This window comes from Streptomyces sp. NPDC059037, from assembly GCF_042740015.1.
GTDB lineage: Bacteria > Actinomycetota > Actinomycetes > Streptomycetales > Streptomycetaceae > Streptomyces.
Genome location: NZ_JBHYIG010000129.1, coordinates 1 through 26,020 on the forward strand (window position 1 = coordinate 1; position 26,020 = coordinate 26,020).

The 26,020-nt window shown below is 70.9% G+C and carries 20 protein-coding genes; 10 read left to right on the forward strand and 10 right to left on the reverse strand.

Going from position 1 to position 26,020, the window contains the following annotated elements; genetic code table 11:
• Positions 1-418 precede the first annotated feature (418 nt).
• Both ACFWY6_RS24985 and ptsP read left to right on the forward strand, forming a co-directional pair.
• Entirely contained in the window at positions 419-868 is a 450-nt protein-coding gene (locus tag ACFWY6_RS24985; protein WP_266869131.1) for a PTS glucose transporter subunit IIA, read from the forward strand.
• 77 nt (positions 869-945) lie between these two features.
• Positions 946-2,616: a phosphoenolpyruvate--protein phosphotransferase gene (gene ptsP, locus ACFWY6_RS24990; protein WP_384694365.1), complete on the forward strand. Its 1,671-nt coding sequence runs from the start codon at positions 946-948 to the stop codon at positions 2,614-2,616.
• 82 nt (positions 2,617-2,698) lie between these two features.
• Here ptsP and ACFWY6_RS24995 read toward each other — a convergent pair whose 3' ends face one another.
• Together ACFWY6_RS24995 and ACFWY6_RS25000 are read right to left on the reverse strand one after the other, a co-directional pair.
• Positions 2,699-3,592 (reverse strand): hypothetical protein, encoded by an 894-nt coding sequence (locus ACFWY6_RS24995; RefSeq protein WP_384694367.1) that lies wholly within the window; start codon positions 3,590-3,592, stop codon positions 2,699-2,701.
• 79 nt (positions 3,593-3,671) lie between these two features.
• Positions 3,672-5,654: an acetoacetate--CoA ligase gene (locus tag ACFWY6_RS25000; RefSeq protein WP_384694370.1), complete on the reverse strand. Its 1,983-nt coding sequence runs from the start codon at positions 5,652-5,654 to the stop codon at positions 3,672-3,674.
• Between the two features lie 213 nt (positions 5,655-5,867).
• Between ACFWY6_RS25000 and ACFWY6_RS25005 the strand changes: the two genes are divergently transcribed.
• The gene (locus ACFWY6_RS25005) at positions 5,868-8,249 is read left to right on the forward strand and encodes a glycoside hydrolase family 31 protein (RefSeq protein ID WP_384694373.1); all 2,382 of its coding nucleotides are present in this window, start codon (positions 5,868-5,870) and stop codon (positions 8,247-8,249) included.
• A 36-nt stretch (positions 8,250-8,285) separates the two neighbouring features.
• On the opposite strand, the gene ACFWY6_RS25010 is transcribed toward ACFWY6_RS25005, so the two are convergent.
• A complete protein-coding gene (locus tag ACFWY6_RS25010; RefSeq protein ID WP_384694376.1) occupies positions 8,286-8,816 on the reverse strand; it encodes an NUDIX domain-containing protein in 531 nt (176 codons plus the stop codon).
• 73 nt (positions 8,817-8,889) lie between these two features.
• Here ACFWY6_RS25010 and ACFWY6_RS25015 point away from each other — a divergent pair, with 73 nt between their 5' ends.
• From ACFWY6_RS25015 to glpK, 5 genes are all read left to right on the forward strand, one after another.
• The gene (locus tag ACFWY6_RS25015; protein WP_384694379.1) at positions 8,890-9,696 is read left to right on the forward strand and encodes a M15 family metallopeptidase; all 807 of its coding nucleotides are present in this window, start codon (positions 8,890-8,892) and stop codon (positions 9,694-9,696) included.
• A gap of 102 nt (positions 9,697-9,798) precedes the next feature.
• Entirely contained in the window at positions 9,799-10,224 is a 426-nt protein-coding gene (locus ACFWY6_RS25020; RefSeq protein WP_384694409.1) for a Zn-ribbon domain-containing OB-fold protein, read from the forward strand.
• Positions 10,221-11,411 carry a lipid-transfer protein gene (locus tag ACFWY6_RS25025; protein ID WP_384694381.1) on the forward strand — a complete coding sequence of 397 codons (1,191 nt, stop codon included), beginning with the start codon at positions 10,221-10,223 and terminating at the stop codon, positions 11,409-11,411. The genes ACFWY6_RS25020 and ACFWY6_RS25025 overlap by 4 nt, the downstream gene beginning before the upstream one ends.
• Before the next feature lie 371 nt (positions 11,412-11,782).
• Complete coding sequence (locus ACFWY6_RS25030; RefSeq protein WP_266869122.1) at positions 11,783-12,538, forward strand: MIP/aquaporin family protein; 756 nt, start codon at positions 11,783-11,785, stop codon at positions 12,536-12,538.
• Between the two features lie 24 nt (positions 12,539-12,562).
• Positions 12,563-14,083 (forward strand): glycerol kinase GlpK, encoded by a 1,521-nt coding sequence (glpK, locus tag ACFWY6_RS25035; protein WP_384694385.1) that lies wholly within the window; start codon positions 12,563-12,565, stop codon positions 14,081-14,083.
• 65 nt (positions 14,084-14,148) lie between these two features.
• Here glpK and ACFWY6_RS25040 read toward each other — a convergent pair whose 3' ends face one another.
• The 5 genes from ACFWY6_RS25040 to ACFWY6_RS25060 are packed head-to-tail and all read right to left on the reverse strand — an operon-like array spanning position 14,149 to position 22,297.
• Positions 14,149-14,754: an ATP/GTP-binding protein gene (locus ACFWY6_RS25040; RefSeq protein WP_384694388.1), complete on the reverse strand. Its 606-nt coding sequence runs from the start codon at positions 14,752-14,754 to the stop codon at positions 14,149-14,151.
• Positions 14,735-18,424, reverse strand: a complete 3,690-nt coding sequence (locus ACFWY6_RS25045; RefSeq protein ID WP_384694391.1) for a hydantoinase B/oxoprolinase family protein — start codon at positions 18,422-18,424, stop codon at positions 14,735-14,737. The genes ACFWY6_RS25040 and ACFWY6_RS25045 overlap by 20 nt, the downstream gene beginning before the upstream one ends.
• Before the next feature lie 25 nt (positions 18,425-18,449).
• Positions 18,450-18,854 carry a DUF742 domain-containing protein gene (locus ACFWY6_RS25050; RefSeq protein WP_266869117.1) on the reverse strand — a complete coding sequence of 135 codons (405 nt, stop codon included), beginning with the start codon at positions 18,852-18,854 and terminating at the stop codon, positions 18,450-18,452.
• 9 nt (positions 18,855-18,863) lie between these two features.
• Entirely contained in the window at positions 18,864-19,304 is a 441-nt protein-coding gene (locus ACFWY6_RS25055) for a roadblock/LC7 domain-containing protein (protein ID WP_360780819.1), read from the reverse strand.
• Positions 19,301-22,297, reverse strand: coding sequence for a nitrate- and nitrite sensing domain-containing protein (locus ACFWY6_RS25060; protein WP_384694395.1), 2,997 nt, complete (start codon positions 22,295-22,297; stop codon positions 19,301-19,303). The genes ACFWY6_RS25055 and ACFWY6_RS25060 overlap by 4 nt, the downstream gene beginning before the upstream one ends.
• Before the next feature lie 451 nt (positions 22,298-22,748).
• Between ACFWY6_RS25060 and ACFWY6_RS25065 the strand changes: the two genes are divergently transcribed.
• Positions 22,749-23,318 carry a hypothetical protein gene (locus ACFWY6_RS25065; RefSeq protein WP_384694399.1) on the forward strand — a complete coding sequence of 190 codons (570 nt, stop codon included), beginning with the start codon at positions 22,749-22,751 and terminating at the stop codon, positions 23,316-23,318.
• 52 nt (positions 23,319-23,370) lie between these two features.
• On the opposite strand, the gene ACFWY6_RS25070 is transcribed toward ACFWY6_RS25065, so the two are convergent.
• Both ACFWY6_RS25070 and ACFWY6_RS25075 read right to left on the reverse strand, forming a co-directional pair.
• Entirely contained in the window at positions 23,371-24,546 is a 1,176-nt protein-coding gene (locus tag ACFWY6_RS25070) for an NAD(P)/FAD-dependent oxidoreductase (RefSeq protein ID WP_384694402.1), read from the reverse strand.
• The gene (locus ACFWY6_RS25075; RefSeq protein WP_266869112.1) at positions 24,543-24,863 is read right to left on the reverse strand and encodes a bifunctional 3-phenylpropionate/cinnamic acid dioxygenase ferredoxin subunit; all 321 of its coding nucleotides are present in this window, start codon (positions 24,861-24,863) and stop codon (positions 24,543-24,545) included. Before ACFWY6_RS25075 ends, ACFWY6_RS25070 begins: the two co-directional genes overlap by 4 nt.
• A gap of 204 nt (positions 24,864-25,067) precedes the next feature.
• On the opposite strand from ACFWY6_RS25075, the gene ACFWY6_RS25080 reads away from it, so the two are divergent.
• Positions 25,068-25,910, forward strand: coding sequence for an IclR family transcriptional regulator (locus tag ACFWY6_RS25080; protein WP_384694406.1), 843 nt, complete (start codon positions 25,068-25,070; stop codon positions 25,908-25,910).
• The last annotated feature ends 110 nt before the right edge of the window (positions 25,911-26,020 follow it).

Below are 26,020 nucleotides of genomic sequence, written 5' to 3' on the forward strand. Positions count from 1 at the left end.
CTGGCGTTGACTTTTGGCACGCTGTTGAGTTCTCAAGGAACGGACGCTTCCTTTGTACTCACCCTCTCGGGCTTTCCTCCGGGCGCTTCCCTTCGTTGTGTTCCAAACTCTATCAGGTCTTTTTCGACTCCCTGACCACTCATCTGCGAGCACGCAGAAGCTGACCCAGGGATTAGGATCTGACTCGATAGGTGCTGCCGAGTCCGGACGCTTGACCGCGTCGCTCGCCTCAGGCAGGAGTCCGACTGTACATGGGGCGCCGGGGTGGCCGCAAATCGTTTGTGCAGTGCCCCTACTCAGTCAACCGGGACCTCTCGCGCGGAACCGGGACTTTTTATGACTTACTCTTCTGAACAGTGCGCCGTCCGGGACAGGCAGTGACGGCGGCTACGAATCTCCGCCCCCTGGGAGGCATGCCATGACCAGCGTGACGTCACCGCTTGCAGGACGCGCCATCGGGCTCGCCGCGGTACCGGACCCCGTGTTCTCCGGTGCAATGGTCGGCCCCGGTACGGCCATCGATCCCGCGCGTGAACCCTCGGCGGCTGTCGCCCCCGTCGACGGCATCGTCGTCTCGCTTCACCCCCATGCCTTTGTCGTCGTGGACGACCAGGGGCACGGCGTGCTGACGCACCTGGGCATCGACACCGTACAGCTCAATGGTGAGGGCTTCGAGCTGCTCGTCAACAAGGGTGACACCGTGCAGCGCGGCCAGGAGATCGTGCGCTGGGACCCGGCGAGCGTCGAGGCGGCCGGCAAGTCTCCTATCTGCCCGATCGTGGCACTCGAGGCCACCGCCGAGTCCCTCAGCGGGCTCGTCGAGGATGGCGACGTCAAGGCCGGGGACTCTCTCTTCAGCTGGAAGTGACGTCATCGCCGTCCCTGACGGCAGGTAGGACATCCACCGCGGCGGCTGGGCCCGCCGCTCTATTGGAGACGGGTGAAATGGAGACAACGCTGCGAGGCGTCGGCGTGAGCCACGGTGTGGCGATCGGCGAAGTTCGGCACATGGGGACGGCGGTGCTCGAGCCGCCGGCCAAGCAGATTCCCGCGGAAGAGGCCGAGCGCGAACAGGGGCGCGCCCGGCAGGCCGTGGAGGCTGTCGCGGCCGATCTGATCGCGCGCGGCAATCTGGCCGGTGGGGAGGCGCAGCACGTACTCGAGGCGCAGGCGATGATCGCCCAGGACCCCGAGCTCATGTCCGACGTCGACCGCCGCATCACGGTCGGCAGCACGGCGGAGCGCGGCATCTACGACGCGTTCTCCCACTACCGCGAACTGCTTGCCGGTGCCGGTGAGTACATGGCTGGTCGTGTCGCTGACCTCGATGACGTACGGAATCGCATCGTCGCGCGGCTGCTCGGCGTTCCGATGCCGGGTGTGCCGGACAGCGATGAGCCCTACGTCCTGATCGCGCGCGATCTTGCGCCCGCGGACACTGCGCTCCTTGACCCCGCGCTGGTGCTCGGCTTCGTCACCGAGGAGGGCGGGCCGACCAGTCACAGCGCGATTCTCGCGCGGGCGCTCGGTGTGCCCGCCGTTGTCGCTCTGCCGGGTGCGGGTGAGCTCGCCGAGGGCACCGTCGTCGCCGTGGACGGCAGCACCGGTGAGATCTTCGTCGACCCGAGTGCGGAGAAGCGGAGCGAGATGGAGGCCGCGGCCGCCGAGCGGAAGGCCGCGCTTGCCGCGTCGACCGGTCCGGGTGCGACGTCCGACGGTCACAAGGTGCCGCTGCTCGCCAACGTCGGCGGTCCCGCCGACGTGCCTGCGGCGGTGGAGGCCGGTGCCGAGGGTGTCGGTCTCTTCCGTACCGAGTTCCTGTTCCTCGACGACAGCACCAAGGCGCCGTCGGAGGAGAAGCAGGTCGAGGCGTACCGCAAGGTGCTCGAGGCGTTCCCCGAGGGCCGGGTCGTGGTGCGTGTGCTCGACGCGGGCGCCGACAAGCCGCTCGACTTCCTGACGCCCGCCGATGAGCCGAACCCGGCGCTCGGTGTGCGGGGGCTTCGGTCGCTGCTCGAGCACCCCGATGTGCTGCGTACGCAGCTGACCGCGCTTGCCAAGGCCTCTGAGGGGCTGCCTGTCTACCTCGAGGTCATGGCTCCGATGGTCGCGGACCGTGCCGACGCCAAGGCGTTCGCGGACGCGTGTCGCGAGGCGGGGCTGCAGGCCAAGTTCGGCGCCATGGTGGAGATTCCGTCGGCGGCTCTGCGGGCGCGCTCGATCCTGCAGGAGGTCGAGTTCCTCTCGCTGGGCACCAACGACCTGGCCCAGTACGCCTTCGCGGCCGACCGTCAGGTGGGCGCGGTGTCGCGGCTGCAGGACCCGTGGCAGCCCGCGCTGCTCGACCTGGTCGCGCTGTCCGCCGAGTCGGCCAAGGCCGAGGGCAAGAGCTGTGGTGTCTGTGGCGAGGCGGCGTCCGACCCGCTGCTCGCGTGTGTGCTGACCGGTCTCGGCGTCACCTCCCTTTCCATGGGTGCGGCGTCCATTCCTTACGTGCGGGCGACGCTCGGCAAGTACACGCTGGCCCAGTGCGAGCGCGCTGCGGCCGCCGCGCGTGCCGCGGACAGCGCCGAGGACGCGCGGAAGGCCGCTCAGGCGGTTCTGTCCGGCGAGTAACAGGTGCCTGCGGGCCGCTCGGTCCGCTGAATGACGTGCGAGGGGCGTTCCATCCGATGCGGGTGGGGCGCCCCTCGGGCGTTCAGTGGCGGTGTCCCCCTTCGGTCGCGTCGTCTCCGATGGGCGAGGCCGCGCAGTAGTCGACGCCGGATTCCGGGGCGACGAGGTCGCCCGAGATGGCGTCCGTGCAGTACGCGTCGAAGACTTCGGCCGCGGTGAGGGGCAGCAGGCGCTCGCCGTGCAGGCGCCAGCCTTGGACGCGGTCCGGCCTGCCGTCGGCCGTCGTGCGCATCACCAGGCCCGCGACTCCGTGGGTGGCGATGCCGACGGCGAGGACCGTGGTCAACTCCAGGGCTTCGGTTTCGTCGAACCGTGTGATGGCCTCGGTGTCCTGTTCGACGTGCAGCGCGGCGAGGAGCGTCTCCTGGGCGGCGGGCAGGCTGCAGACCAGGTGCCGGGTGCCGGGACCTGTGGTGTCGAGGAGCCGGACGAGCAGGTCCGATGCCCGGTCGAAGGCGGCCCTGCCGATGTCCTCGCCGCAGACCGCGCACGCGCCGAGCCCGGCCAGGAGCATCGTGGCGTACTCCCAGGTGGCCTGGCGGACCGCCTCGTCGACAAGGTCGGGCAGGAGCTCCGAGAGCGGCTGGCCGTCGTAGGGGACGGTGGGCCCGGTGGAGGCCAGCTCTGCGGTGAAGCGGGTGCGGCTGGCCGGTGCGTCCGGTTCCAGGCCGCTGTCTGCGCAGTATTCCTCGTACTCCTCTGGGTCGAAGAGCGCGATGGTGGTGTGCCGGCCGTCGGAGGCGAGGGAGCGGAGCAGGCCTTCGGCCTGGCTCAGGTAGGTGGTGTGGTCGTCGAACGTGAAGGTGCGGTAGCGGCGCATCGCCGCGAAGTCCTCCTCGTCGGCCAACAGGCCGATGGTTCCGGCGACTTCGCGGCGCAGTGCGCGTCGCATGGTGCTGTGCTGCGTGCGGCCCATGATTCCCCCTGCGATCCGTTGATCAATGCTCACTCACAGTAACGGGAGGCACTGACAACGACCGAAGGACGGGAGTTGATCATGAGCGTCGGCGACCCAGTTCCTCGTAGAAGCGGAGCAGTTCGAGGTTGTCGACCGATCCCGCGTTGACCGCCTTGTCCAGCGCGGCGCCTTGGAGCAGGCGCTTGACCGGGACCTCGATGCGCTTGCCGGTGAGGGTGTGCGGGATGCCGGGGACCTCGATGATCTCGTCGGGCACGTGGCGCGGGGAGAGCTGTGTGCGGATCGACTGCTTGATGCGGTCACGCAGAGCGTCGTCGAGGGTGGCGCCTGCGGCGAGGTGGATGAAGAGCGGCATCCAGTAGCCGCCTTCGGGTTCTTCGACGCCGATGACGAGGGATTCGCGGATCTCCGGGAGGCGTTCGACGACCTCGTAGATGTCGGCCGAACCCATGCGTACGCCTTGGCGGTTGAGCGTGGAGTCGGAGCGGCCGTGGATCACCACCGAGCCGCGCGAGGTCAGGGTGATCCAGTCGCCGTGGCGCCAGACTCCGGGATAGGTGTCGAAGTAGCTGTCGTGGTAGCGGCTGCCGTCGGGGTCGTTCCAGAAGTGGATCGGCATGGACGGCATCGGGTTGGTGACCACGAGTTCGCCGACCTCGTCGACGAGGGGCTTGCCCTGGGGGTCCCAGGACTGGAGGTCGGTGCCGAGGCCGGGGGCCTGGAGTTCGCCGATGTGGACGGGCAGGGTCGGAACCGCGCCGGCGAAGCAGGAGCACACGTCCGTGCCGCCGCTGACGGAGGCCATCCAGAGGCCGCCCTTCCTGTCCGCGAACTCGTCGTGCAGCCAGCGGAATCCGTCGGGCGGCAGCGGGGAGCCGGTGGTGGCGACGCACTGGACGCGCGAGAGGTCGAAGTCGCGGGCCGGGTGCACGCCCGCTTTGCGGCAGGCCATGACGTACGCGGCGGAGGTGCCGAAGAGGGTGGCCCCCGTGCGTTCGGCGATGCGCCACTGGGCGCCGGTGTCGGGATAGCCGGGGCTGCCGTCGTAGAGGACGATCGTGGCGCCCGTGAGGAGGCCGGAGACGAGGAAGTTCCACATCATCCAGCCGGTGGACGTGTACCAGAAGAAGCGGTCGTCGGGGCCCAGGTCGCAGTGCAGGCCGAGCTGCTTGAGGTGTTCGACGAGGATGCCGCCCTGGGACTGGACGATGGCCTTGGGCAGACCCGTCGTGCCGGACGAGTAGAGCACCCACAGAGGGTGGTCGAAGGGGACCGGTTCGAAGACGGGGGCGGTGTCCGACGCGGTGAGTGCGGACCACTCCAGGGCGCCTTCGGGGGCCTCGGTGCCAAGCAGCGGGATGTGGACGACGGCGCGCAGGGTGGGCAGTTCGCGGCGCAGCTCGGCGACGGCGTCGCTGCGGTCGTGTTCCTTTCCGCCGTAGCGGTAGCCGTCGACGGTGAACAGGACGACCGGTTCGACCTGCTGGAAGCGGTCGAGGACGCTGCGGGCGCCGAAGTCCGGGGCGCAGGAAGTCCAGACGGCGCCGACTGCGGCGGTGGCCAGGAAGGCGACGACGGCCTGCGGAATGTTCGGGACGTAGCCGCTGACGCGGTCTCCGGGGCGTACGCCGAGTGCGCGCAGCTGCGCCGCCAGGGAGCCGACCTGGCGGCGCAGCTCTGCCCAGGTCACCGGGACCGGCTCGTGGGTCTCGTCAACATGGAGGAGGGCGGGCTCGCCCGCGCGCGTGGGATCCTCCGCGGCGCGCAGGGCGTGTTCGGCGTAATTGAGCGTGGCCCCGGGGAACCATTCGGCGCCCGGCATGGAGCGGTCGCCGAGCACGCGCGCGTAGGGCGTCGAGAACCGTACGTCGAACCAGTCGGTGACGGCCTTCCAGAACGTGTCCAGTTCCGTCACCGACCAGCGGTGCAATGCCGCGTAGCCTCCGTCGGCGGGCGCTCCGTAGTGCTCGGCGGCCCACGCCTGGAAGCGTGTGATCCGCGCGCCGGCGATCCGATCCTGGTCGGGCTGCCAGAGCGCTGAAGGGTTCGCTGAGGACATGGGGCGGCTCCCGGGCTTTACGCGTCGTATGCGTGTGTGGTGCGCGCGTGCTGGTGTGCGCGCGACACGGCTGAAAAGGACGATGCCATGTGATCGATTTCGGCACCAGGGTGAGCCTCACACAGTCGGCGCGGCGGCTGTGTGCCGTCACCCCAGGTGAACGGCAGCTGAACGATCCACACACACGGCTTCTTCGGTGGCAGGGTGAGCAGCATGAACGGTCGTGACCTGGTGCGTTCGATGAAGGCGGTCGGTTTGGTCGGTACGGCGCAGGGGTTGCGTACGGTGCGGTCCTCTTGGCGGATGAAACGGGCGGACGCGGCCGGGCTCACCCCCCGGGGTGTCGAGCGCGCGCGGGTGCCCGGTCCGGTGACGGGCGTCGAGCCGGGGCCCGGGGGCGGGGTCGTGCGGTTCGCCCGTTCCGAGCTGCGGGTGCGGGTCACGACGGGCGGGGCCATCTTCTGGGGGTGGGACGGGGCGGAGCCCGATCCTTCGTACGGGTTGGTGAACGGGAGTCCCGATGCGGATCCGCGGGCCGTCCTCGAGCCCGACAAGGAGGGCGGCTGGCGGGTGGTGTCGGAGCGGGCGACGGTTGTCATCTCGCGGCACGGTGCCGTCGAGCTGCGCACACCCGGCGGTCTGATGCTGCGCCGTGATCTGCCGCCGCGCTGGTGGGAGCCGGTCGGCGGGGGCGCGCCGCGCTGGTTCCAGCGGTCGCAAGTGGCGGCGGACGCGCGGTTCTTCGGGCTCGGGGGGCGCGCGCAGGGGCCGCGGCTGCGGGACGGGACGTACCGGCTGTGGAACTCCGACCCCGGGGGTGCGTTCGGGCCCGGTGACGGACCGCTGTACATCACCATGCCCGTGCAGCTGGTGGTGGCCGATGTCGGCTGCCACCTGGTCTTCCACGACAACACGTGGGACGGGACCGTGGCGGTGCGCGAGGGCCGGGAGGGTGCGGGATCGGGACACGACCGGCCGGGTTCGTGCCAGGTGCGCATGGCGGGCGGGCCGCTGCGGTGCTGGGTCATGGTGGGCACTCCCGCGCGCGTGCTGCACACCTGGGCCTCCCTGACGGGGCCGCCGGCGCTGCCGCCCGCCTGGGCGCTCGGGCACCACCACGCCCGCTGGGGCTTCGGCGGTGAGCAGGAGGTGCGGCGGATCGTGGCGGGCTACCGGGATCGGGAGCTGCCGCTGGACGCCGTCCATCTGGACATCGACCACTACGAAGCGCATCAGGTGTTCACCGTCGACAAGGAGACCTATCCTCATTTGCCGCAGCTGGCCGACGAGTTGCTCGAAGGCGGTGTGCGGCTGGTGTCGATCGTCGACCCGGCGGTGAAGGCCGAACGGGGCAACGAGGTGTACGACAGCGGCACCGCGTCCGACGCGTTTGTGCGGGATGCGGAGGGGCGGACGGTGCGCGGGGTCGTCTGGCCGGGTGAGGCGGTGTTTCCGGACTTCACCGACGCACGGGTGCGGGAGTGGTGGGGCGGGCTCTACAAGGAGCGTCTGGCGCAGGGTTTCGCGGGCTTCTGGCACGACATGAACGAGCCCGTGTCGTTCGCCGCCTTCGGGGAGCCGACGTTGCCGCGTTCGGCCCGGCACGCGTTGGAGGGGCGGGGCGGCGACCATCGGGAGGCGCACAACGTGTACGGCCTCGGCATGGCCCGTGCCGGGTACGAGGGGCTGCGTGAACTGCATCCCCAGGAGAGGCCGTTCGTGTTCTCGCGCTCCGGGTGGGCGGGGATGCAGCGCTACGGAGGGACCTGGTCCGGGGATGTGGCCACGGGCTGGCCGGGCCTGCGGGCCTCGCTGGCGCTGGTCCTCGGTCTGGGGCTGTGCGGCGTTCCGTATTCGGGACCCGACGTGGGCGGGTTCGACGGCCATCCGTCGCCCGAGCTGTATCTGCGGTGGTTCCAACTGGGGGCGTATCTGCCGCTGTTCCGTACGCACGCGGCGCTGCGGGCCGGGCGCAGGGAGCCCTGGGAGTTCGGCCCCGACGTGTTGCAGCACGCGCGCGTGGCGCTCGTCGAGCGCCGGCGGCTGCTGCCGTACTTCGTGACGCTGTCGCACCTGGCGCGGCGTACGGGGACGCCGTACGTGCGGCCCTTGTGGTGGGGCAGTCCGGAGGACCGGGCGCTGCGTGACTGCGAGGACGCGTTCCTGCTCGGGGACAGTCTCCTGGTGGCGCCGGTGCTCGAACCGGGAGCCGTCCGCCGCACGGTGCGGCTGCCTCGGGGACGTTGGTACGACACGGCCACCGGGAAGGCGCACGAAGGACCTGCCCGGGTGGTCCTGGAGGCGCCGCTCTCCCGGGTGCCGGTGCTCGCGCGGGCCGGTGCGGTGCTGCCGGTGCGGGGCGCCGACGGAGGGCTCGAACTGGAGGTGTGGGCGCCCGCTCCGGGGCGTACCGGTGGCGGCCTCGTGATCAGGGACGCCGGTGACGGGTGGCAGGAGCCGGACATCGAGCGGTTCGCCGCGCGGTGGATCGACGGGCGTGTAGTGGTCGAACGGGACGGCAGGGACGGCGAGGAGGCCGCGGGCGATGTGGGGCTGCCGGTGACGGTCCGAGGTGTGGCGCAGGCTTCCCCGTAGCCATCGGCGACGGACGGTGGCGCTCCCCCTGGGGTGTCAGTAGCGCCCGTCGAACCAGGCGCGCACCGCCAGCGTGTGCAGAGGGAAGGCGAGTTCGGCCGGGCGGTGGAGGAGGTGCCAGCCGTCCGTCTCGTCCGTCGGGGCGGAGCGGGGCAGCTCCGCCGCCGGGCGCTCCGGGAGCAGGCCGAAGAGCAGCAGGTATCCGTCGGGCGCGCTCAGCGCATCGGCGAGGCGGACGTCGTGGCTCGCCGCGCTGATGCCCGTCTCCTCCTTGAGCTCGCGGACGACGGCGTGCCGCCAGTCCTCCCGGTCGTCGATGAAGCCTCCGGGGAGGGCGACTCCCCCGCGCGCGGGGGCGATGGTGCGGGTCACAACGACCAGGGCGGTGCCCTTGGTGTCGTACACGGGCTGAAGGGCCACCGCTACGGGCAGCGGATTGCGGTAGGCCACGGCGCCGCAGTCCTGGCAGGTGCGGGGCCAGCCGGTCAGGTGCTCTCCGTAGCGCGCCCCGCAGCTCGAACAGTGGGAGTCCGGAACGGGGTTGGCGCGGTGCTGGGATGCGGACACGCCGCGGACTGTATCCGATGGCCCCGGTGCCGGTCTTTCGCTCCGGGACCTGATCCTGATAGATGCAGGGTTCATGACAGGAATTGCCTCCGCCCCGCGGAATCTCGCCGTCACCGCCACCGCTCTCCTTGCCGTGGCCGTCACCTCCGCGCCCGCCCACGCGAAGCCCGAACCCAAGGCCCCTGACGGGTTCGTGGCGTTGCGCGACGTCGACCCGACGATCATCCAGGAGATGCGCTACGTCACGCCGCACAACTTCGTGGGCGAGCCCATCGACGGCTACAAGAAGCCGATGTGCATCCTCACGGAGCCGGCGGCCAAGGCGCTGCACAAGGCCCAGCGCAAGCTGCTGCGCGAGGGCTACTCCCTGAAGGTGTACGACTGCTACCGGCCGCAGCGGGCCGTCGACCAGTTCGTGCGCTGGGCCGAGGACCTCGACGACGAGCGCATGAAGGCGGAGTTCTATCCCCATGTCGACAAGTCGCGGCTGTTCGAGGACGGTTACATCGCCGCGAAGTCCGGGCACAGCCGCGGCTCGACGCTCGATCTGACGGTCGTGAAGCTGCCCGCCCTGCCCACACGCCCCTACGTCCCCGGAGAGGCGCTCACGCCCTGCTACGGACCCCAGGACGAGCGCTTCCCCGACAACTCCGTGGACATGGGGACGGGGTTCGACTGCTTCGACACCCTCTCCCACACGGACGACCCGCGTGTCACCGGTGAGCAGCGGGCCAACCGGGATCTGCTGCGGGGCACGCTGACCGAGGTCGGGTTCGTGAACCTCCCCGAGGAGTGGTGGCACTTCACCTACAAGCCCGAGCTCTTCCCCGACACCTACTTCGACTTCCCCGTCGCGCGCCGCTCACTGAACGGGAAGTAGGAACTGCAGCGCTACTGACGGGATCCGGTTGCCCATGGCACACTTCTGACGTTCCGTCAGATCCAGTGTCGTGGAGGAGCCTTGTCGCGTACGCGTACTCCCGTGGTGGCCGACTGGTTCGCCGGGGAGGGAGACAACTTCCGTCTTCTGGGCACGCGCTGCTCGGCGTGCGCCTGTGTCTTCTTCCCCCGCGAGGACGGCTTCTGCCGCAATCCCGGCTGCTCGGGCGGCGAGCTCGACGAGGTGCCGCTCTCGCGGCGCGGCCGCGTCTGGTCGTACACCGACAGCCGCTACCGGCCTCCCGCGCCCTATGTGTCGGATCCGGAACTCACCTGGCGTCCCTACACGTTGATCGCTGTGGAGCTCGAGGCCGAGCGCATGGTGGTGCTCGGACAGACGGTTCCGGGGGTCACCGTCGCCGATCTGGAGGTCGGCATGGAGGTGGAGGTCGTCCCCGGCGTGCTCAACGAGGACGCGGAGACGACCTGGACGACGTGGTACTGGCGGCCGGTGGGGGTGAGCGCATGACCAGCGAGGTGGCGGTGCTCGGCGCGGGCATGCACCCGTGGGGCAAGTGGGGCCGGAGCTTCATCGAGTACGGCACGTCGGCGGCCCGCGCGGCCCTCGCCGACGCCGGCCTCGACTGGCGCGAGGTGGGTTCGGTCGTCGGTGCGGACACCGTGCGCGGCGGGTATCCGGGGTACGTGGCGGGGGCGACGTTCGCGAAGGCGCTCGGCTGGCAGGGCGCGCGGGTGTCGAGCGTGTACGCCGCGTGCGCCTCCGGAGCCCAGGCGATCAACACGGCGCGTACGCAGATCCTTTCGGGCCTGGCCGATGTCGTCCTGGTGGTCGGGGCCGATGCCGCGCCCAAGGGGTTCTTCCGGCCCGCGGGCGGGGACCGTCACGACGACCCCGACTGGCTCCGGTTCCGGGTCCTGGGCGCCACCAACCCCGCCTACTTCGGCCTTTACGCGCGCCGCCGGATGGCCGTGCACGGCGACACACTGGAGGACTTCGCCCAGGTCAAGGTGAAGAACGCGGCCGCGGGATCGCTCAATCCGAACGCGCGCTACCGCAAGACCGTCACGGCGCAGGAAGTGGCCGAGTCCGCCACGGTCGCCGATCCGCTGCGGCTGCTCGACATCTGCGCGACCTCCGACGGAGCGGCGGCGCTCGTGCTCTCCAGCATGGAGTTCGCACGGCGGCACGGCGCGGCGGACCCGGTGCGGATCCGCGCGGTGTCCACGGTCACGCCGACGTACCCGAACACCGTCCTGGACCTGCCGGACATCGCGACGGACTCGGCGGCCGCCGTGCCGCCGGGCGATCTGACCTTCCGTGCCTCCATCGCGCATGCCGCGTACGAGGAAGCGGGCATCGGGCCGGACGACCTCTCCTTGGCGGAGGTGTACGACCTGTCCACCGCTCTCGAACTGCAGTGGTACGAGGACCTGGGGCTGTGCGGTGAGGGCGAGGGGGCCAAGCTGCTGCGGGAGGGGGCGACCGCTCCGGGCGGTCGCATACCGGTCAATGCCAGTGGCGGACTCGCGTCCTTCGGAGAGGCCGTCCCCGCTCAGGCCATCGCCCAAGTGTGCGAGCTGACCTGGCAGTTGCGCGGTGCGGCGGGGGCGCGGCAGGTGCCGGGGGCGCGCGTGGGGATCACCGCGAACCAAGGGCTGTTCGGCCACGGATCCTCGGTCGTGGCGGTGCGCTGAGTCCCGCCACCGGTCATCGGCAGGTCTGTACTGAGGAAGGCATCGCGCCGGTTAACCGTTGCCGTCCGCGACCTTGACGCTCCATCACCACCGGTGAACACTTCCGGTGTCAGTCGGCATCGCCGCACTTCGGCTCCGCGCCATTCAGGGCCCCTGTACGCGCGAAGGGTCTGTATGAAGGGCCTGTTCAGCGGGTCATCCCCCATGGGCGATTCGACTGCGACGGCACGCTCGCCATCGATGCCGGGCGGGGCGCGGGACACTCCTGCCCTCGGCTGAAGTCGCTGGGCGTAGCCAGGCAGTAGTCGTGGGAACGCACCCTGCACGGAGTACCGGGGACCAGCGCCCCGGGCGAGGGCCTAGGAGCCGCCATGTACTCGAATGGGGACATCTTCGTCGGTGAGATCATCGGCACCGCGATTCTGATTCTCTTCGGCGCCGGCGTATGCGCCGCCGTCACCCTGAACTATTCCAAGGCGAAAGCCTCCGGATGGATCGTCATCGCCTTCGGCTGGGGCTTCGGCGTGCTCGCGGGCGCGTACACCGCCGCGCCGCTCTCCGGCGGCCATCTCAACCCGGCCGTCACGATCGGCATCGCCGTCGAATCCGAGAAGTGGGACAAGGTCTGGATCTATCTGCTCGGGCAGATGATCGGCGCCATGATCGGTGCCGTACTCGCGTACCTCGTCTACTTCGCGCAGTTCAACGCCAATGTGCCGCGCGGCGGCAAGAGCGACGGGGAGAGCGTGGACGAGCCGTTGCCGACCCTGGGCATTTTCTCCACCATCCCGGAGATCCGTAATCCGGTCGCCAACCTGCTCACCGAGATCATCGCGACGATCGGCCTGGTGCTTCCGCTGCTCGCCTTCGGCCTGACCAAGGGCCTCGGCGAGTCGGGCACGCTCGTACTGATCGTCGCGTTCCTGGTCGTCGGCATCGGCCTCTCGCTCGGCGGGCCCACCGGCTACGCCATCAACCCGGCCCGCGACCTGGGGCCGCGCATCGTGCACACGTTCCTGCCGATCCCGAACAAGGGCACATCCGACTGGAGTTACGCCTGGATCCCCGTGGCCGGGCCCCTGATCGGCGGAGCCCTCGCAGGTCTCATCTACAACGCAGCCTTCTGACTCAAGCTGACTCAAGGGGTAGCCATGCCGGACAACTCCGAGAAGTTCGTCGCCGCCATCGATCAGGGCACCACCTCAAGCCGCTGCATCATCTTCAATCACGCGGGCGAGATCGTCGCCGTCGACCAGCGCGAGCACCGCCAGATCTTCCCCAAGCCGGGCTGGGTGGAGCACGATGCCACCGAGATCTGGTCCAAGGTGCAGGCGGTGGTCGCCGGGGCGATCGCCAAGGCCGGGCTGCGTGCCGACCAGCTCAGCGCCCTCGGCATCACCAACCAGCGCGAGACGACGGTCCTGTGGGACCGCGCCACGGGCAAGCCCGTGCACAACGCGATCGTCTGGCAGGACACCCGGACGTCGGCCCTCTGCAACGAACTGGGCGGCGCGGACGGCCAGGACCGGTTCCGCGAGCAGACCGGACTGCCGCTCGCGAGCTACTTCTCCGGGCCCAAGGCCGCCTGGCTGCTCGACAACGTGCCCGGTCTGCGGGCCCGCGCCGAGCGCGGCGAGATAGCCTTCGGCACCATCGACTCCTGGCTGATCTGGAACCTCACCGGCGGCACCGACGGCGGCGTCCACGTCACCGACGTCACCAACGCCGGGCGCACCATGCTGATGAACCTGGCCACGCTCCAGTGGGACCAGTCGATCCTGTCCGCGATGAACGTCCCCGAGGCGATCCTGCCGGAGATCAGGTCGTCGGCCGAGGTGTACGGCACAGCGGTCGGGCAGCTCTCCGGAGTGCCGGTCGCCTCCGCGCTCGGCGACCAGCAGGCGGCGATCTTCGGCCAGGCCTGCTACGACACCGGGACGGCCAAGAACACGTACGGAACGGGCAGTTTCCTGCTGCTCAACACCGGGAACAGGCCCGTCCCCTCCAAGAGCGGGCTGCTCACGACCATGGGCTACAAGATCGGCTCCGAGGCGCCCGTCTACTGCCTCGAAGGGGCCATCGCGATCACCGGCGCCCTGGTGCAGTGGTTCCGCGACCAGCTCGGCATCATCCGCAGCGCCGACGAGATCGAGCCCCTCGCCGCGAGCGTGGAGGACAACGGCGGCGCGTACATCGTGCCCGCGTTCTCCGGCCTCTTCGCGCCCTACTGGCGCTCGGACGCGCGCGGCGTCGTCACCGGCCTCACCCGGTACGTGACCAAGGCGCACCTCGCCCGCGCCGTCCTGGAGGCGACCAGCTGGCAGACCCGCGAGGTCGTCGACGCCATGTACCAGGACTCCGGGGTGCAGCTGCGGAGCCTGAAGGTGGACGGCGGGATGACCAAGAACAATCTGCTGATGCAACATCAGGCGGATGTGCTCGGCGTTCCGGTGATCCGGCCGCGGGTCTCCGAGACGACGTGTCTGGGTGCCGCGTACGCCGCCGGGCTCGCGACCGGCGTATGGAACGACCTGGACGAGCTGAAGGCCCACTGGCAGCGGGACGTGGAGTGGACCCCGGTGATGGACGCGGAGTCGCGTGACCGCGAGTACCACAACTGGCACAAGGCGGTGGAGCGGAGCTTCGGCTGGCACGAGGACGGCACGGGCTGAGCCGAGAATGACCGCGGCCCGTACCCCGGTCGGCGGGGGTACGGGCCGTGGCGCTGCCTGCGGAGTCAGGTGGTCGCGGGCTCCCTGGTCGCGGCGGCCACCGACATCGCGTGCTCCACGACGCCGATCAGGACCTCCTTGACGGACTGCCGCTCGCGGGCGTCGCACAGCAGCACGGGCACCTCGGGGTCGAGGTCGAGCGCCTGGCGCACCGCTTCGGCGGGGTAACGGGACGCCCCATCGAAGCAGTTGACGCCGACGACGAAGGGTATGGAGCGCCGCTCGAAGTAGTCGACGGCGGCGAAACAGTCCTCCAGGCGGCGGGTGTCGGCGAGGACCACGGCGCCGAGCGCCCCCGTGGCCAGCTCGTCCCAGAGGAACCAGAAGCGGTCCTGCCCCGGGGTGCCGAAAACGTAGAGCACCAGGTCCTCGCGGAGCGTGATGCGGCCGAAGTCCATGGCGACCGTGGTGGTGTGCTTGCCCGAGACGCCGCTGGTGTCGTCGACGGGGCGGCCCGCCTCGCTGAGCGGCTCCTCGGTGCGCAGCGGTTTGATCTCGCTGACCGCGCCGACGAGGGTCGTCTTGCCGACGCCGAACCCGCCTGCCACCAGGATCTTCAGCGTGACCGGCTCGACGGGGGCCTTGCCGCGCTCAGAACGCTTGAAGATCATCGCTCGCTTCTCCTGCATCAGTGGTGGCACGTGCGCCGGGGGTGTCACGTGCTTCGGGGGTGTCAGGTGCGTCTGTGGTGTCGCGCGGGGCCGGTCCGTATCCGCCGCCACCAGGGGTTTCGATCACGAGTACGTCGTCGGCGCCCAGGTCGGCCGAGTCGCTTCCGTCGAGCGCGAGCACGCCGCCGTCGGCGCGCTCCACACGGCCCGTGCCGAGGGCGCCCGGGCTGCCGCCGGCCATGCCGTACGGCGCCACCCTGCGGTGCTGCGACAGCGTGGAGACGGTCATCGGCTCGCGGAAGCGGATGCGCCGTACGGCCCCGTCCCCGCCGCGCCACCGCCCTTCGCCGCCGCTGCCGTGCCGCACCGCGAACTCCTCCAGGAGCACGGGCAGCCGCCACTCCAGGACTTCGGGGTCGGTGAGCCGGGAGTTGGTCATATGGGTCTGGACGACGGACGCGCCGTCGAACCCGTCGCCGGCCCCGGATCCCGACGCCACGGTCTCGTAGTACTGGTGGCGGTCGTTGCCGAAGGTGACGTTGTTCATCGTGCCGGAGCCCTCGGCCTGGACGCCCAGGGCGCCGTACAGCGCTCCGGTGATCGCCTGTGAGGTCTCGACGTTCCCGGCGACGACGGCCGCCGGCGGTTCGGGGGCGAGCAGCGAGCCCGGCGGCACGACGATGCGCAGAGGGCGCAGACAGCCGTCGTTGAGCGGGATGTCCTCGGCCACCAGGGTGCGGAAGACGTACAGGACGGCTGCATTGACCACCGCGAAGGGCGCGTTGAAGTTCGTGGCGAGCTGGGGTGACGTACCGGTGAAGTCGACCGTCGCCGAGCGGTTCTCGCGGTCGACCGTGACGCGCACCCGGATGACGGCTCCGGAGTCGGTTGGATAAGCGAACTCGCCCTCTTCGAGGGTGTCGATGACGCGGCGTACGGCCTCTTCGGCGTTGTCCTGGACGTGCCGCATGTACGCCTGGACCACATCGAGCCCGAAGTTCTCGATCATGCGGGCGACTTCGTCGACGCCCTTCTGGTTGGCGGCGATCTGGGCGCGCAGGTCGGCGAGGTTGGTGGCCGGGTTGCGGGAGGGGTAGGGGGCGTCGGTGAGCAGGGCCAGGGTCTCGGCCTCGCGGAACCGGCCGCCTTCCGCCAGCAGCCAGTTGTCGAAGAGGATGCCCTCCTCCTCGATCGTGCGGCTGTCGGCGGGCATGGAGCCGGGGGCGATGCCGCCGATCTCCGCGTGGTGCCCCCGGGAGGCCACGTAGAAGAGGATCCGCTCCCCCGGGGTGCCGTGTTCCCCCGGGGCGTCGAAGACCGGCGTGATGACGGTGACGTCGGGGAGGTGGGTGCCGCCGTGGTACGGGTCGTTGACGGCGTAAGTGTCTCCGGGGCGCATGGTCGTGCCGCGGCGCCGGATGACCTCCTTCACGCTGGTCCCCATGGAGCCCAGGTGCACGGGAATGTGCGGGGCGTTGGCGACGAGACTGCCGTCCGGGTCGAAGAGCGCGCAGGAGAAGTCGAGGCGCTCCTTGATGTTGACCGACTGGGCCGTGGACTCCAGGCGGGCGCCCATCTGTTCGGCGATGGACATGAAGAGGTTGTTGAAGACTTCGAGGAGGACGGGGTCGGCCTCCGTGCCCGCGGTGGAACCCTCGGGCTCCGCCACGCGTTCCATGACCAGGTGTCCTTCGTCGGTCATGGCCGCCTGCCAGCCGTCGTCCACGACCGTCGTGGCACTGGCCTCGGTGATGATCGCGGGTCCGGTGACGGTCTCCCCCTGCGGCAACTGCTCGCGGCGGTGCAGGGGTACGTCACGCCAGGCGCCGCCCGTGTGCAGGCGGACGGTCTCCGGTGTGCCACGCGGGGCCTCGCCGGCGAGCACCGAGAGATCCGGCTGCTCGGTGACTCCGGTGGCCTCCACGGAGAGGGCCTCGACGACGACGGGACGGTCCAGGGTGAAGGAGTAGGTGGTGCGGTGGCGGTCCTCGAAGGCACGGATCATGGCGTCCGGTTCGGCGAGCCGCACGGTGAGCGTGGTGTCGGTGCCGTCGTAGCGCAGTTGGGCACGGCGCGTGACGTGTACGCGGTCCACGGGCACGTCCTCGGCGAGGAGTTCCGCGCGGGCCGCCTCCTCGAGGTGGTCGGCGGTCTTCAGGACGCGCGGCATCGCGGACGGCTCAAGGCGGACCTCCACGGACTGCTCGCGCATCGCCGTGACGTCAGCGAGGCCGATGCCGAGCGCGGAGAGCACACCCGCCATGGGCGGTACGAGGACGGTGCGGATGCCCAGCGAGTCGGCGACCATGCACGCGTGCTGGCCGCCCGCGCCGCCGAACGTCGTCAGGGCGTAGCGCGTGACGTCGTGGCCCTTCTGGACCGAGATGCGCTTGACGGCGCCCGCGATGTTGGCCACCGCGATCTGCAGATAGCCTTCGGCGACCTGCTCCGGGGTGCGGTCGTCGCCGGTGCGCTCCCGGATGTCGCGGGCCAGGGCGGCGAAGCGGTCGCGGACGAGCGTCTCGTCGAGCGGCTGGTCGCCGTCCGGTCCGAACACGCGGGGGAAATGGGCGGGTTGGACACGGCCGAGCGCGACGTTCGCGTCGGTGACGGTGAGCGGTCCGCCGCCCCGGTAGCTCGCCGGGCCCGGCGTCGCGCCCGCCGAGTCGGGGCCCACGCGGTAGCGGCTGCCGTCGAAGTGCAGCACGGAGCCGCCGCCCGCGGCGACGGTGTGGATGTCCAGCATCGGCGCGCGAAGGCGTACGCCCGCGATCTGCGTGGTGAAGACCCGTTCGTACTCGCCCGCGTAGTGCGACACGTCCGTGGAGGTGCCGCCCATGTCGAAGCCGATGACCCGGTCGAAGCCCGCGCGCCGCGACATGCGGGCCATGCCGACGATGCCGCCGGCGGGACCGGACAGGATCGCGTCCTTGCCGCGGAACTGGCCCGCCTCCGTGAGGCCGCCGTTGGACTGCATGAACATCAGCCGCACGCCCCGCAGTTCATCGGCGACCTGCTGGACGTAGCGGTGCAGTACGGGCGACAGATAGGCGTCGACGACGGCGGTGTCACCGCGCGGGACGAGCTTCATCAGCGGGCTCACCTCACTGGAGAGCGAGACCTGGGGGAAGCCGGTCCGCGCGGCGAGTTCGCCGATCGCCCGCTCGTGCGCGGGATACAGATGGCTGTGCAGGCAGACGACGGCCACGGAGCGGATCCCGTCGTCGTACGCCTTCTGGAGCGGTCCCGCGAGGGCCTCCAGGTCGGGCGCGCGCAGCACGTCGCCGTCTGCGGTGACGCGTTCGTCGACCTCGATGACGCGCTCGTGCAGTGCGGCGGGCAGGACGATCTCGCGCGCGAAGATGTGCGGGCGGTTCTGGTACGCGATGCGCAGGGCGTCGCCGAAGCCTCGGGTGATGATCAGGGCGGTGGGCTCGCCCTTGCGCTCCAGGAGGGCGTTGGTGGCGACGGTGGTCCCCATGCGGACGGCCTCCACAGGCGCACCGGGGGTGTCGGCGAGGAGTTCGCGGATCCCCGCGACGGCCGCGTCGGCGTACCGCGCGGGGTTGTCCGACAGGAGCTTGTGGGTGAGCAGCCGGCCGTCCGGACGCCGCGCGACGATGTCGGTGAAGGTGCCGCCCCTGTCGACCCAGAACTGCCAGCCAGTCACGTCTCACTCCCCGCTTCCGCGCTGTTCAGAGCGCCCGGAGGCCGTTGATCACGTCGCGCAGAATACTCTCGTCGGGCAGTTCCGCGGGGGGTACGGGACGTGTCACGTGCACCAGTTCGTCGTCGACGAGATCGCCGATGAGGACCCGGATCACGCCGATGGGAAGGTCGAGTTCGGCCGCCAGTTCGGCCACCGACTGAGGGCTGTCACGGCAGAGCCCGACGATGTCCACATGCTCCGGGGACAGCGTCTGGTCGGTCTCCGGGTCGTCGGCCCTGGCCTCGGCGATGACGACCGCGATCAGGTCGAGGCGGTGCTGGGCCGGACTGGTGGTGCGGCCGCGTGTCATGGCGTACGGACGCACCACGGGCCCGGCGTCGTCGTCGTACCAGCGATGCGTCCCCTGTGTCCCCTGACCGTCTTCGCTCATGCCCTCCCGCTACCCTCCCGTGGGCAGGTCGGTGCGCGGCGCCGTACCCAGATGCACACCCACCCTCTTGACCAGCAGCGTCATTTCGTACGCGACCAGACCGACGTCGGAGTCCGCGTCCGAGAGCACGGCGAGACAGCTGCCGTCGCCCGCGGCCGTGACGAAGAGGAAGGCGTCGTCGAGCTCCACCACGGTCTGGCGGACCCTGCCCGCCTCGAAGTGGCGTCCGACGCCCTTGGCCAGGCTGTGGAACCCCGATGCGACGGCCGCGAGATGCTCGCTGTCCTCCCTGGTCAGATCCTTCGATACGCCGGTCGGCAGGCCGTCGCCGGAGAGCACGAGCGCCTTGCGGATGCTGGCGACCCGCTGCACCAGGTCGTCGAGGAGCCAGTTCAGCTCTCCCGACCCCCCGGGCATGGCGATGCGTGCGTCGGCCTTCGGTGCGGTCATCGACCGTCCCCCTCAGATGTCGTTCCTGGTGCTGTGCCGTCGGAGGCGTCGTCGCCCGCGGCGTTCTCTTCACGGCCGCGCTGCCAGCCACGCTGGAGCGATGCCATCCGGCTGCGTACCTCGTCGGCGTCGCGCTCCTGCGGCCTGGTCGCGGCCGTGGGTGCGCGCTCCGGGCGCTGGTCGGGACCGTCCTTCAGTTGAGGCGCGAGGTTGGCCTGACGGACGCGCCGGGGCAGTCCGCCGGGGGCTTGGGTGGGCGCCTGTCCGGCGTCGGGTGACGGCGCGGGGCGCTCCGGGGTCTCTGTGCGCCGGCTGCGCCTGGGGAGCTCCGGCTGCGTCCTGTCGGACGCGGTGACGTCGCGGTGCGGGGGCGACAGATCGGGCCAGGCGGACTGCGGTTCGGGGCGGCGCGGCAGGTCGACGGCGTCCGTCGCGGTACGGCCGCGCAGCCGGCTCGGCAGCTCAGGAACGGCCGTCTCGGGGTCGCCCTCGGCGTCGGAGCCGCTGTCCCGTACCGGGAGATCGGCGTTCAAGGCACCGCCCTGGGGACGTCCCACGGGGGTGTTCTCCACCGCGATGCCGCCCTGGGGGCGGCCCACCGGGCTCTCCGGGGCCGCTTCGTCCTCCGCGGCCGTGCCCCGGTTCCTGGTGTGCGTCACGGGGCGGCCGTGCGAGGAGACCAGCTTCGGGGTCCTGCGGCGGGGCAGCGGCACCGGGTCGGTCGGGTGGCCCTCGTCCGCGGGGTCGTCGTCCGGGGACGGCTCGTCGGGGCGGACGGGTTCACGCTGGCCGGTCTCCCGCTCGTCGCGGGCCTGCTGGTGCTGCTCGCCTCCGGGGACCCCGGCGACGCGGCGACGCGGGCGGAAGATGCCGCCGCGCTCGCTGTCCTCGTCCTCCAGGGCGCCGGGGAAGCCGTCGAGGTCCGCCATGCCGACGGGCGCCTCCAGCTCGACGGGACCGTCGAGGATGGACGCGGGCAACCCGGGCAGCTGGACGGGCACTTGGCCCAGGGCCGCCGCCTTGTCGCCCGCCTTGTCGCGGTTCACGGCGTCCTTGGCCTGCGGCCGGTCGAGCCGGAATCCGATGCCGTTCGTGTCCGGTACGTCGTCCGTGAGCAGCGTCTCGGGGATGAACACGACGGCGGTGGTCCCGCCGTACGGAGAGGGCTGCAGGGAGACGCGTACGCGCTGTCGCTGGGCGAGGCGGCTCACTACGAAGAGGCCGAGCCGGTCGGTGTCGGAGAGTTCGAACTCCGGGGTCTCGGCGAGGCGGAGGTTGGCGTCCAGGAGCGCGTCGGCGGCCATGCCGAGTCCCCGGTCGTGGATCTCCAGGGTGAAGCCGTTGGCGACGTGCTCCCCGAGGACCTGCACCGCGGTGTGCGGGGGCGAGAACACCGTGGCATTCTCCAGGAGTTCGGCCATCAGGTGGGTGAGGTCGGCGACCGCGGGTCCCGTGACGGCGATGCGCGGCAGGCGGCGCACCTCGATGCGTTCGTAGTCCTCGACCTCGGCGACGGCCGCGCGGACGACGTCCATGAGCTGGACGGGCTTGCGCCACTGCCGCGAGGGGGCGGCGCCGGAGAGGATCACGAGACCCTCGGCGTGCCGCCGCATACGGGTCGTCAGGTGGTCGAGACGGAAGAGGTCGGCGAGCTCGTCCGTGTCCTCGGTCCTGCGCTCCATCGTGTCGAGCAGGGTGAGCTGCTTGTGCAGGAGCACCTGGCTGCGGCGTGCGAGGTTGACGAACACCTCGGAGACGCCGCGGCGCAGGTCGGCCTGTTTCACGGTGGCCTCGACCGCGGCGCGCTGCAGGGTGTTGAGCGCCTGGCCCACCTGGCCGATCTCGTCCTTCTCGTACGTCAGACGGGGCGCCTCGGTCTCCACGTCGACCTGTTCGCCGGCCGCGAGGCGGCGCAGCACGCCGGGCAGCCGGACGCCGGAAGCCTCATGGGCCTCCAGTCGCAGTCGGCGCAGGTCACGGATGAGGCTGCGGCCGATGCGCAGGGACATGAACACCGAGAACAGCAGCGCCAGCAGACCGAACACACCGGCCACGGCGACCCGGATGATCACGCCGACGGCCACCGGCTCCACGCGGTCCTGAAGACGGTCGCTCGCCGCGTCGCCGCGTTCGGCGAGGTCCTTGAGCGCCTTGCCCGCCGCGGCGTCCCAGCGCGCCGAAGTGACCACGCGCGGCGTGCCGGCCGCGGACTCGGCCACGTCCTTCTCGGCGCGCCGCAGCTGGGTCGTCTCGGCGCCGTTCCAGTAGCGCTCGTAGTGGCCGCGCTCGTCCTCGGGCAACTGGCCGAGGCTGACCTCGTACAGCAGCGTGCGCTGGGCCCGCAGGTCGGCGATCTCCCGGATCTCGGCCTTGGTGATGCGGCGGGCCACGAGCGCGGAGCCGAGCAACGCGTCCTCGCGGGAGAGCAGTTCACGCGCGCGTGCCACTCCGACGAGAGCGCGGCCCTGCCGGTCGAGCTTCGCGTCGTCGAGGCCCTGGAGGGTCATCAGGAAGCCGTAGCAGGGGTCGATCAGCTTCGTGTACATCTTGAGCGCGCCGGCGCGGGTGATGGTGCCCTCTTCGACGGTGCGGCGCAGCGACTCGATGCCGTCGAAGGCGTCGAGGATCGAGGCGAGCCGGTCGGCGGACTGTCCGGACACCCCGTCGCGTACGTCCGGGTCCTTGGCCCGCTGCCTCACCTGGGCGACCATGTCGTCGGTGGCCGCGCGGCTGCGGCGCAGCGCGGCGAGCGCGTCGGAGGCCCGGGGGTCGGCGAGATAGACGAGGGTCTGGCGGCGCTCCTGCTGGACGACCTGGGCGGTGTCGTCGACCGGGTAGCCGATCGTGTCGACGAGGTTCGCGACGTCGATCAGGTTCTTGGCCGACTGACCGGTGACGTAGGTGGCGAAGCCCCACAACGCGGTCAGCGAAATGAGCGGCACCAGCAGCAATGCCACGATCTTCCGGCGGATGGACTTCCCGCGAAAGCGCATGGCCTCCCCCAGATCGGCCCCCTGCGGCCGCGCTATGGCCAGGGGCACACATGTGCGTCAACAAACGGCGTGAGCCTACTACCGACGCAGGGGCAACTCGAAGGCACGTCCGGACGGATTTCAGCCGTGACGCGAAAGGGACGTCCGAAGTTGTCCCTCCATTACGGGAGATTGCATCCCGCGTGTGGCACATGCCACTGGGCACAATCCCCGTGCGGATGTGCCCAGTTGGCCGGATCTCTTCGCTTTGCCGAAGCCGTTCGGGAATCTTCCGGGGCGCTCGTTCGTCTGTCAGTAAGGGAGTTGGGGACAGCGTGCGCCGAGACCGCATGCGGTGCCGAGGTGGCGTAAAGCCGAGCATTTCGGGCAGCCACCGAGGGGCCGGGTCCGATGACATCTCAGCGAGTGGGCCACGGGGCACAGGCGGGGCAGCGGGGGGAGTGACGAGTTGATGGGCACGGCGGAGCGCCAGCGGGCGCCTGAGCAGCAGCACGGCGGGCGACGGGACGACGCGACTTCGGAGGAGTCGTACGTCGAGACTTCGGAGCAGTCGTACGTCGAGACGTCCGAGGAGTCGTACGGCGCGGCCGGGAAGGAGTCGTACGGCGCGGTCGGTGATGACGGCGAGCGTCGCAGGGAGTTGTGGATCGAGGAGCCGGCGCGCAGGCGGCGGCTGCCGGATCCGGTGCGTACGGCCGCCGTGCGCGCCGTGATCATCGTGTCGCTGACGTTGATACAGGCGATGATCGCGTTCCTGAGCGCGGTGGCGGGATCCTGGCTGTCCTTCCCGATGGTGCTCAGCAGCGTGGCCAGCACTGTGGTCGCCACCTGGGGCGTGCTCGACGTGTGGGTGACACGACAGGTGTACAACCAGCGGCACGGAGTGGTGTCGGTGCCCAGCAGCACGGCACGCAGGCTGCGGCGTGAGCGGCGCCGCGCCCGCAGGCAGGCGCGGGCCGCGGCGCGCGGCAAGGAGCGCATACGGACTCGGGGCGGGGCGGGGCAGCTGTCCCATTCCTGAGCCGTCTCATTCCTGAGGGACGGAAGGGGCGAGGGCTGCCCCCCCCAGCCGCTCACACCCCGGCAGGCACCCCCGCCGGCTCCGCGGCGGCCGCCGCCAGTGCGCGTCGCATCCGCATGAACGGGCGTGGCCGGTCGACGGCGAGGACCGCCGTGGTCCGCCCCTCCCGCTCGTACGCGACGAGGAAGCCGCCCTCGTCCGGCGAGCCCTCGACCAGGCGCACGGTGTCGTCGGCCCGCCGCAGGCCCGCGAACTGGATGCGGGAGCCGTACTGGTCGGACCAGAAGTACGGCAGAGGGCGGACCGTTTCGACGGTGCTCGCGGCCAGCAAGTTGCGTACGGCGACACGGGGTTGCTCGGTGGCGCTCGTCCAGTGCTCGGCGCGCTTGCCGCCGACGCGGGCCACGTCACCCACGGCGACCACGTGCGGCAGCCCGGTGACACAGCCGTCGTCGCAGAGGACCCCGTCGTCCAGGGCGAGGGTCGAGCCCGCGAGCCAGCCGGTGTTGGGGGTGGCCCCGATGCCGACGACGACCACGTCGGCGGGGAGCAGCCTGCCGTCGGACAGCTCCACCGCGCGGACGGCGGTGTCGCCGCGCAATGCCGCCACGCCCGTGCCGGTCAGCAGCGTCGCGCCGCCGCGTGCGTGCAGGCCCGCGCACACCGCGGCCAGCTCCGGGCCGAGTTGCGGGAGCAGCGGCAGCGGTGCGGCCTCGACGACCGTCACGTCGTGCCCGAGCGCCACGCACGAGGACGCGGTCTCGGCGCCGATGAACCCGCCGCCGATCACGACGACCCGCTGCGGTCCGGCGGCCAAGTCGGCGCGCAGGGCGCGGGCGTCGTCCAGCGTGCGCAGGGTGTGCACGCCCGCGAGGCCGGGCCCCGGAAGACGGCGGGCGGACGCCCCGGTGGCGATGACCACGCCGTCGCTCGGGACGGTCCTGCCGTCGTCGAGGAGGACAGTGCGGCCGCGCGGGTCGAGGCCTCGGGCGCGCGTCCCGAGCAGCCACTCGGCGGCGAGTTCGGCCGTCTCCTGGCCGTCGGTGAGGGCCAGTTGGGCCTCGCCCGACCTGCCGGTGAGGAAGTCCTTGGAGAGCGGGGGCCTGTCGTACGGCTGGTGCGGCTCGTCGCCGACGATCACGAGCCGGCCGTCGAATCCCTGGGCGCGCAGCTCACGCGCCGCGTAGAGCCCGGCGAGCGAGGCGCCCACCACGGTGATGGTCCTCATGCGGCGGAGCCCTCCTCGGCTGCCAGGTGGACATGGATCGTTCCGTCGTCGACGCTCACCCGGTGGGTGCGCACGGCGCGGCGCGCGGGCAGGCAGGTCGGCTGCCCGGTACGGAGATCGAATGAGGCGGCGTGCAGCGGGCATTCGACCAGACAGCCTTCGAGCCACCCCTCGGAGAGAGAGGCGTCCTGGTGGCTGCAGGTGTCGTCGATGGCGTAGATCTCGCCCTCGGCGTTGAACACCGCGATGGGCGGTGTGGTGTCGACACGGACGGATTCGCCCACGGGGAGGTCTTCAAGGCGGCAGACGGGAATCATGGGCCCCCCTCTCTTGATCTCTCTCGTAGATCTCGCTGGCCCGGTCCTGAGACCTTCTCGGTACAGGACCCTTCGGTAACATGATGTTTCACATGGCGCACGAGGGAGCGCTATGCGCAACAGAATCCGGGCGGGACGCCCACCGCGTCAAGGGCTTCCCGCAGATGCGGCTTCAAGAGGCCGCAAGGTGGTGAGAGTTGAGATATGACCCGCACGCGGAAACAGCCTGATCAGAATGAGGAGCCGCCCGAGAACGAGCCCGGGGAGTCACGCGAGAAGCAGCAGAAGGCGGCCCCCGGGTCCGTCCAGTCCGTGGACCGTGCCGTGAGCGTCCTGGAGATACTCGCCCGGCTCGGCGAGGCCGGGGTCACCGAGATCGCCGACGAGCTGGGGGTGCACAAGTCGACGGCCTTCCGGCTCCTCGGCGTCCTGGAGAACCGTGGTCTGGTCGGCCAGGCGAAGGACCGCGGGAAGTACTTCCTGGGCGCCGGCGTACTGCGCCTCGCGGGGGCGGCGGCAGTGCGTCTGGACATCTCCCAGGAGGGCGGCCCGGTCTGCCGTGAACTCGCCGACGAGCTGGGCGAGACGGTCAACATCGCGATCCTCGACGACGACGCCGCGGTCAACATCATGCAGGCCCGCGGCCCGGCGTCGGTGACCGCGCAGAACTGGCTGGGCAGACGCACTCCGCTGCACGCCACGTCCAGCGGAAAGGTCCTTCTGGCCCACCTGCCGACGACGCTGCGCGAGGGGCTTGTCGCCCGTACGCTGCCGCGCCTGACCGAGCACACGGTCACCGGCACGGTGGCGCTGCGCGGTGAGCTGGAGGCCGTCGTCGAGCAGGGGTACGCCATCGCCGTGGAGGAGCTGGAAGTGGGCCTGGCCGCCGTCGCCGCCCCGGTGCGCGCGCACGACGGCAAGGTCATCGGGGCGCTCAGCGCGTCGGGGCCGGTGTACCGCCTGACCGACGAACGGCTGACCGAGCTCGCCAAGCGCACGGTCGTCGCGGCGGTGGAGCTCTCGCGGCGGATGGGCTACGGCTTCTGAGGGACCCGCGCTGGACACGCAGGACGAGGGGGGGACCCGGGGGTGCCCGGTGGGGCCCCCGGGCGCTTTCGCCCCCGCCCCCCCCCCGGTTGCGCCAGCATCGGCCAGCA

Excerpts from the sequence above, each read along its gene's own strand:
- ACFWY6_RS24985 (WP_266869131.1), top strand. The coding sequence starts at position 419 with ATGACCAGCGTGACGTCACCGCTTGCAGGACGCGCCATCGGGCTCGCC.
- ptsP (WP_384694365.1), top strand. The coding sequence starts at position 946 with ATGGAGACAACGCTGCGAGGCGTCGGCGTGAGCCACGGTGTGGCGATC.
- ACFWY6_RS24995 (WP_384694367.1), bottom strand. The coding sequence starts at position 3,592 with ATGGGCCGCACGCAGCACAGCACCATGCGACGCGCACTGCGCCGCGAA.
- ACFWY6_RS25000 (WP_384694370.1), bottom strand. The coding sequence starts at position 5,654 with ATGTCCTCAGCGAACCCTTCAGCGCTCTGGCAGCCCGACCAGGATCGG.
- ACFWY6_RS25005 (WP_384694373.1), top strand. The coding sequence starts at position 5,868 with ATGAACGGTCGTGACCTGGTGCGTTCGATGAAGGCGGTCGGTTTGGTC.
- ACFWY6_RS25015 (WP_384694379.1), top strand. The coding sequence starts at position 8,890 with ATGACAGGAATTGCCTCCGCCCCGCGGAATCTCGCCGTCACCGCCACC.
- ACFWY6_RS25025 (WP_384694381.1), top strand. The coding sequence starts at position 10,221 with ATGACCAGCGAGGTGGCGGTGCTCGGCGCGGGCATGCACCCGTGGGGC.
- ACFWY6_RS25030 (WP_266869122.1), top strand. The coding sequence starts at position 11,783 with ATGTACTCGAATGGGGACATCTTCGTCGGTGAGATCATCGGCACCGCG.
- glpK (WP_384694385.1), top strand. The coding sequence starts at position 12,563 with ATGCCGGACAACTCCGAGAAGTTCGTCGCCGCCATCGATCAGGGCACC.
- ACFWY6_RS25040 (WP_384694388.1), bottom strand. The coding sequence starts at position 14,754 with ATGATCTTCAAGCGTTCTGAGCGCGGCAAGGCCCCCGTCGAGCCGGTC.
- ACFWY6_RS25050 (WP_266869117.1), bottom strand. The coding sequence starts at position 18,854 with ATGAGCGAAGACGGTCAGGGGACACAGGGGACGCATCGCTGGTACGAC.
- ACFWY6_RS25055 (WP_360780819.1), bottom strand. The coding sequence starts at position 19,304 with ATGACCGCACCGAAGGCCGACGCACGCATCGCCATGCCCGGGGGGTCG.
- ACFWY6_RS25060 (WP_384694395.1), bottom strand. The coding sequence starts at position 22,297 with ATGCGCTTTCGCGGGAAGTCCATCCGCCGGAAGATCGTGGCATTGCTG.
- ACFWY6_RS25065 (WP_384694399.1), top strand. The coding sequence starts at position 22,749 with ATGGGCACGGCGGAGCGCCAGCGGGCGCCTGAGCAGCAGCACGGCGGG.
- ACFWY6_RS25070 (WP_384694402.1), bottom strand. The coding sequence starts at position 24,546 with ATGAGGACCATCACCGTGGTGGGCGCCTCGCTCGCCGGGCTCTACGCG.
- ACFWY6_RS25075 (WP_266869112.1), bottom strand. The coding sequence starts at position 24,863 with ATGATTCCCGTCTGCCGCCTTGAAGACCTCCCCGTGGGCGAATCCGTC.
- ACFWY6_RS25080 (WP_384694406.1), top strand. The coding sequence starts at position 25,068 with ATGACCCGCACGCGGAAACAGCCTGATCAGAATGAGGAGCCGCCCGAG.